Source organism: Geobacter sp. PheSNFMC, assembly GCF_059620965.1.
Genome location: NZ_JCAMRN010000021.1, coordinates 36,077 through 42,463, shown reverse-complemented (window position 1 = coordinate 42,463; position 6,387 = coordinate 36,077). Strand labels below are relative to the sequence as shown.

At 64.3% G+C, this 6,387-nt stretch carries 7 protein-coding genes; all 7 read right to left on the bottom strand.

The annotated features are described in order from the left end of the window. A partial coding sequence (locus tag AC6CDK_RS06520) for a ferritin family protein (RefSeq protein ID WP_496639781.1) occupies window positions 1-143 on the bottom strand: 143 nt, incomplete at its 3' end. Between the two features lie 58 nt (window positions 144-201). Further along, the gene (locus tag AC6CDK_RS06515) at window positions 202-1,101 is read right to left on the bottom strand and encodes a cation diffusion facilitator family transporter (protein WP_039643316.1); all 900 of its coding nucleotides are present in this window, start codon (window positions 1,099-1,101) and stop codon (window positions 202-204) included. Further along, the gene (recJ, locus tag AC6CDK_RS06510) at window positions 1,091-2,827 is read right to left on the bottom strand and encodes a single-stranded-DNA-specific exonuclease RecJ (protein ID WP_039643315.1); all 1,737 of its coding nucleotides are present in this window, start codon (window positions 2,825-2,827) and stop codon (window positions 1,091-1,093) included. Before recJ ends, AC6CDK_RS06515 begins: the two co-directional genes overlap by 11 nt. Before the next feature lie 61 nt (window positions 2,828-2,888). Continuing rightward, window positions 2,889-3,479, bottom strand: coding sequence for a tetratricopeptide repeat protein (locus tag AC6CDK_RS06505; RefSeq protein ID WP_039643314.1), 591 nt, complete (start codon window positions 3,477-3,479; stop codon window positions 2,889-2,891). Between the two features lie 13 nt (window positions 3,480-3,492). Then, on the bottom strand, window positions 3,493-4,401 hold the full coding sequence (gene secF, locus AC6CDK_RS06500; RefSeq protein WP_039643313.1) for a protein translocase subunit SecF: 909 nt from the start codon (window positions 4,399-4,401) through the stop codon (window positions 3,493-3,495). 9 nt (window positions 4,402-4,410) lie between these two features. Further along, a complete protein-coding gene (gene secD / locus AC6CDK_RS06495; RefSeq protein ID WP_039643312.1) occupies window positions 4,411-6,012 on the bottom strand; it encodes a protein translocase subunit SecD in 1,602 nt (533 codons plus the stop codon). Between the two features lie 25 nt (window positions 6,013-6,037). After that, window positions 6,038-6,358, bottom strand: coding sequence for a preprotein translocase subunit YajC (gene yajC, locus AC6CDK_RS06490; RefSeq protein WP_039643311.1), 321 nt, complete (start codon window positions 6,356-6,358; stop codon window positions 6,038-6,040). Between the last annotated feature and the right edge of the window lie 29 nt (window positions 6,359-6,387).

Genomic DNA, 6,387 nt, shown 5'->3' with positions numbered 1-6,387 from the left:
GCAGCGGCACGGAAGAGCTTGGCCACCTGGGCGAACCCTTCCTTGTCCGCCTGCTTCGCAAAGGCGAGGTATTTGCGGTTCGCCTGGGACTCACCGGCGAATGCTTCCTTCAGATCAGCGATACTCTTGGGGGTCTCTGCCATGGCTGCCTCCTTGTGGTGGTATGGGGTCCGCGTGCATCAGCGCCCGAACGCCTCTCCGCTAAAGCCGTATCAGGTCCTCGTGCTCCTCGTCGTGGGGGTTGATGTGGATCATGACATCCCCCACGTTGGGGAACCGCTCGAAAATCAATTTTTTGACACGGGTGGCGATGTCGTGGGACTGCTTGACCGTCATCTCCGGATCCATGTCGAGCTTGAGATCAATGATGATGTACTGGCCCGACCGGCGGCCCCGGATTTCGTGGACGTGCTCCACCCCCTCCACCCCCTCGGCCAGTTCCGTGACCGCCCGGATGAAGTTATCGGGCGGCTGACCGTCCATGAGGTCGTGGAGGGCGGTTCGGAAGGTCTCGTACCCGATCCGGAAGATGAAGAGGGACGTGAGCCCCGCTGCCAGCGGGTCCATGACCCCGAACCCGGCATAGGCGCCGGCAACCCCCACCAGGGTCCCGATGGAGGTAAGGGCGTCCTTGCGATGGTCCATGGCAACGGCCTGGACTGCCGGACTGTCGAGCTTCCGTCCCGCCGCGGCGCTGTACCGGTAGAGCCCTTCCTTGATGATGATGGTCAGGAAGGCGACCCCCACGGCCATGAGATCGGGGGTCTGCCAGGCCCGGAACATGATGGTGCGCACCGACTGCACCAGAATGAACATGCCGGCGCCGACGATGACCAGCGCGATGACGAATGCCGCCACGTTCTCCGCCCTGCCGTGGCCGTAGGGGTGCCTGGCGTCGAAGGGCTTGCGCCCCACCCGCAGCGCCGCCAAGGTGAAGAGGAGCGCCACAAAGTCGCAGCCGCTCTCCACGCCGTCGGCAAAGACCGCTTCCGAGCCGCCGAAGTGTCCTGCCGCCAGTTTCACGACCATCAGAACGGCGTTGACCCAGAATCCCAGGTGAATGACTTGTTCCGCCCGCTCGAACCGTTCCTCACGAAGCACGGCCGTCTCCCGATCGTCTCAGATCCTTCAGGGTAAGCTGGAACTTCCGCCGGCCGTTCCAGTTGTTCCAGCCCGCCGAGAAGAGGATGTCCACCCGGTCGCCGGGCGCGCCATCCCTGGCGGCGAGATTGAAGCCGACGGCATCGACCTGGCGTCCTCCCAGGTCCAGCCGCAGTTGCAGGTGATGCCCGCCGGCGACCCGCCTGCCGCAGACCGTGACGCCGCGCAGCAGGAACAGCGGCTCCGGATTCCCCATGCCGAAGGGTTCCAGGTCCTCGATCAGATCCACGAGCTCCGGGATCACCTCGCCGGCGGTGAGTTCGGCGTCAACGGCCACCACCGGTTTCAGATCCTCGGGGTCCAGCAGCCCGGCACAGACGTCCTCGAACCGCTCCACAAAAATCTGGAGAGTTTCCTCGTCAATCGTGAGGCCCGCCGCCTGCCGGTGTCCGCCGAACTTCTCCAGGTGTTCGCCGCACGCCGACAGGGCATCCAGGAGATGGAGCGCGGGCACGCTCCGCCCGGAGCCCCGCCCCATCCCGTCCTGCAGGGCGATGAGGATGGTGGGCCGATGGAACCTGTCTACCAGGCGGGAGGCCACGATGCCGACCACCCCGGGATGCCAGGAGTCCGAGGCGAGGACGATGCTCCTCTTGCGGGGCATGGCGGGGTTTGCCCGCACCATGGCGGTCGCCTCGTCGAGGATGGAGCGCTCCAGGGCCTGGCGCTCCCCGTTGCTCCGGTCGAGTTCTGCCGCAAGGACGGCCGCCCTGCTCCGATCACCGGTGAGGAGGAGTTCCACGCCGAGGGAGGCATCCTCCAGGCGGCCGGCAGCGTTCAGGCGCGGGGCCAGGCGGAAGCCCACGGCGCCGCAGCCGACCCGGCCGGCAACTCCTGCCACCTCCTTGAGGGCGCTCAGCCCCACGCGGCCCGTGGCGGTCATCTCCTTCAACCCATAGGTAACAAAGATGCGGTTCTCTTCCACCAGTGGCACCACGTCGGCAACAGTCCCCAGGGCCACCAGGTCCAGATACTGGCGGAGATTGGGGCCGGGACCGCCGGCGAAACGCCCCTCCTCCCGCAACCGGCCCCGGAGGGCGATCAGGAGGTTGAAGGCAACGCCGACGCCGGCCAGGGACTTGAAGGGGTAGGAGCAGCCGGGTTGCCGGGGATTGATGACCGCCAGGGACCGGGGCAACTCGGGACCGGGGGTGTGGTGGTCGGTGATGATGAGGTCCACGCCGAGGGAGGCGCACAGCTCGGCCTCCGCCAGGGAGCCGATGCCGCAATCGACCGTGACGACCACCCGCGCCCCCCTGTCCGCAATGGTGCGGATGCCGTCTTCGGAAAGGCCGTAGCCGTCGCTGAGCCGTTTGGGAATGTGATAGCCGCAGGAAAACCCCACCTCACGGAAAAAGCTCACCAGGAGGGCGGTGCCGGTCACGCCGTCCACGTCGTAGTCGCCGTACACGCAGACCTGCTCACCGTTGCGCAGGGCGGTGCAGAGGCGCTCCACCGCGGCATCCATGCCGCGCAACAGCAGCGGGTCTCGGATGTCGGCCAGGGTGGCACCGACAAAGCGCCGCCCGCCGGCACCGTCGGTCACCCCCCGGTTGGCCAGCAGCCGGGCCAGGAGGGGATCAACGGAGAGATCCCGGACGAGCCGGGCCACCACCTCCTGGCCGGGCTCCCGCATGGTCCAGATTTTGTCGTTGGTCGCGTGCATGGCTCCTCGTGACCGGCTGTGCGAAAAAAATCCCCGCCGGAGCGGGGATGAGGTGTGCGACCTACCGGAACATGGGACCCGGCGCCGAAGAACTGGGCTGGACCTGTTTCGCCTGTTCCAGCATCATCCTGACCCGCTGGGCATTGGGGCTCGCGGGGTCCAGCTCAAGGTAGCGCGTCCAGTACTGGATTGCCTTGGCGGGCTGTTTCAGGTCTTCCATGTAGATGATGCCCAGGTTGAACAGGCTCTGGACATGCTTCGGATCAACCTTGACGGATGCCTCCAGGTTGGCGATCGCCTTGTCGAACCAGCCCACGGCCCGGTACATGATTGCCTGGTCGGTGAGGATGTTGGGGTCGTTCGGCTTGATCTCCAGGGCCTTGCCGTAGGCCTCAATGGATTTCTGGGGCTGATTGGTGTCAAAGTAGTCATTGCCCAACTGGACCCAGGCCTGGAGATTTTTCGGGTCCTGGGCCACGACCTTGAGGGCCTGGGCGATCCGCTCATCATAGTTCACCATGGGAGCGCCGCCCCCCGGCATCCCGCCAACCGGCGCCGGATTCTTGGACCCGCTGATGCTGAACACCAGGTAACCGCCCAGAAGTCCCACGACGAGAGCCACAACTGCGGCAAGCAAGGTTTCCTTGTTCATGTTCTGTCTCCCCCTAGGCCTTGGTTTCCTTGTTCCGCTCCCCCCAGAGCACGACAATGGGGCTCGCCACGAACACGGATGAGTACACGCCTACGATGATGCCCATCAGCAGCGCAAAGGCGAAGTCGTGGATCACGTCGCCGCCGAAAAAGAAGAGGGCTGCGGTTGCCAGGAACGTGGTCAGGGCGGTAATGATCGTCCGGGAAAGGACCTCGTTGATGCTGAAGTTGCAGATGGCCGTCAGGGAGTCCTTGACGTTCTTGTGCAGGTTTTCCCTGATCCGATCGAAGACGACCACCGTATCGGTCAGCGAGTAGCCGGCAATGGTGAGCACCGCCGTGATGAAGAGCAGGTTGATCTCCTTCTGCATGACGAAGAAGATGGCGAACATGGCCAGCACGTCGTGGAGGGTCGCAGCCAGGGCGCCCATGCCGAAGGCGAAGTCGAAGCGCCAGGCGATGTAGATGAGGATTCCCACCATGGAGACGGCGATGGCCACCAGCGTATCCCTGCGGAGCTTGTCGCCGATGGCCGGGCCGATCTCCGTGGAGCTCTCCACCACGAACCGGTTGCCGGTAAGCTCTTTGTGGAAGGCATCCTGGATCGCGTCAGCGACCGGGCCCTGGACGTGGGTGGCCTTGCCGACCTTGACGAGGAGCTTGTTCCCGCCGGTGATCTCCTGGAGGTTGGCATCCCTGAAGCCGTGCTTGGCCAGGGCCTGCCGGGCCTGGTCGATGGGGACCGGCTGGCTGAAATTGAGCTGGACCGCGGTGCCGCCGGAGAAGTCGATCCCCATGTTGGCGGTTCCCATGGCTATCTGGCCGATGCCCAAGAAGCCGAGCAGCGCGACAATGGCGGAGATCACGAACGTGATCTTCTTTTTGCCCATGAAATCGAAATTTGTTTTGCCGATTATTTGCATGATGGCCCCCTAGACGCTCAGACGCTTCACCCGCAGACGGTTCAGGGCGAAATCGAAGATCGCCTTGGTTCCGACGAGGGCGGTGAAGAGGTTGATGATGACCCCCAGGCTGAGCGACACGGCAAATCCCTTGACCGGGCCGGTGCCGAACTGGAAGAGGACCGCGGCGGTGATGAGGGTGGTCACGTGGGAGTCCATGATGGTGAGGAACGCCTTGTCGTAGCCTGCGTCCAGGGCCGCCCGCGGCGTTTTGCCGAGCCGCAGTTCCTCCCGTATCCGTTCGAAGATCAGAACGTTGGCGTCCACCGACATGCCGATCAGCAGCACGATGGCGGCGATGCCGGGCAGGGTGAGGGTCGCCCCCAGGGCGGCCAGCGCCCCCATGAGGTAGAGAACGTTGAGAACCATCCCGAAATTGGCCACCATGCCCGACAGCTTGTAGTAGATCCCCATGAAGATGATCACGAGCGCGACGCCGATGGCGCCGGCCATGAGCCCCTTGTGGATGGAGTCCTCACCCAGGGACGGCCCCACCGTCATGTTCTGGATGATCTTGACCGGGGCGGGCAGGGAGCCGGCCCGGAGCACGATGGCCAGGTCGGCCGCTTCCTTCTCGGTGAACGAGCCGGAGATCTGGGCGCTCCCGCCGGAGATCCGCTCGCGGATGACCGGGGCGGAGTAGATGGTGTTGTCGAGGACGATGGCGAAGCGCTTGCCCACGTTGGCTGCGGTCACCTGGTCGAAGAGCCGGGCCCCGGTCGAGTTGAACTCGATGGCCACGTAGGGCTGGTTGAACTGGGAGTCGATCCTGATCTGGGCGTCGGTGAGAAGGTCACCGGTGATGATCGCCTTCTTCTTCACCGCCAGGGGAGTCTCGGAGACCGCGCCGGTGGTGGGATCGGTCCGCTTCTCCACCAGGATTTCCGTGTCTTCGGGAACGGTACCCGGCGTGGCAATGGCCGGATTGACCGTCTCGTCCACCAGCTTGAACTCGAGCCGGGCCGTGCGGCCGATGAGCTCGATGGCCCGCTTCGGGTCGCTGATGCCCGGCAACTGGACCACGATATTGGTGAGTCCTTCGCGGGCGATGACCGGTTCGGAAACCCCGAACTGGTCGATCCGGTTACGGATGGTCTCCAGGGCCTGGGCCACGGCCCGGTCTTTGCGCTCCTGGGCCTCCTTCTCGTTCACCCGGAGCTGCAGGTGCACGAAGCCCCCTTCGTCATAGGGGGGGACGAGGGTCATGGTCGGGTATTTGCCCTTGAGAAGCTTCTGGGCCTCGTCAGCGGTGCCGCGGTCGTAGAAGGTCATGGCGACCCGGTCGCCACCCTGACGGGCGATCTGCTTGTACCGCAGCGCCTTGGCTGAGAGCGCATCCTCCAGATCGGTGGCGATGAGGTCCAGGGTCCCCTCGACGGCCTTCTGGGTTTCCACCTCCATGACCAAATGCGTCCCGCCCTGCAGATCGAGCCCCAGGTGTATCCTGTCCTTGGGAAGGAGTCCCTTCCACCAGGACGGCAGCGGCGACACCAGGGTCGGGGTCAGGTAGAGAAGCGACAGAGTAATGAATAACGCAATGAGGCTGAAACGCCAGAAAAGCCCTTTGGACATGAGCGAAGCTCCTTTCGATGGATCCTTAGTCCTTCTTCAGGCTGGCGACGTATCCCTTGGTGATCCTGATGACGACGCCCGGTGCGATCTCAAGGTTCACGATATCGCCGTCGATGCCGCTCACCTTGCCGTGCATGCCGCCGGCGGTGACCACCTGATCGCCCCGCTTGAGGGATTCGAGCAGGGCCCGGTGCTCCTTGGCCTTCTTCTGCTGGGGGCGGATCAGCAGGAAATAGAAGATGGCGAACATGAAGAGAAGGGGGAGAATTGCCTGGAAGGCTCCCATGGCACCGCCGGTCTGGGCGCCTCCCGGGGGTGCCGCCATTGCAAACGCGATTCCGAGCATTGTGTGTACCTCCACGTGTATTGTGTAGG

What these genes read in the sequence shown, in the direction of transcription:
- recJ (WP_039643315.1), bottom strand. Translation starts at nt 2,827, where the DNA reads ATGCACGCGACCAACGACAAAATCTGGACCATGCGGGAGCCCGGCCAG.
- AC6CDK_RS06505 (WP_039643314.1), bottom strand. Translation starts at nt 3,479, where the DNA reads ATGAACAAGGAAACCTTGCTTGCCGCAGTTGTGGCTCTCGTCGTGGGA.
- secF (WP_039643313.1), bottom strand. Translation starts at nt 4,401, where the DNA reads ATGCAAATAATCGGCAAAACAAATTTCGATTTCATGGGCAAAAAGAAG.
- secD (WP_039643312.1), bottom strand. Translation starts at nt 6,012, where the DNA reads ATGTCCAAAGGGCTTTTCTGGCGTTTCAGCCTCATTGCGTTATTCATT.
- yajC (WP_039643311.1), bottom strand. Translation starts at nt 6,358, where the DNA reads ATGCTCGGAATCGCGTTTGCAATGGCGGCACCCCCGGGAGGCGCCCAG.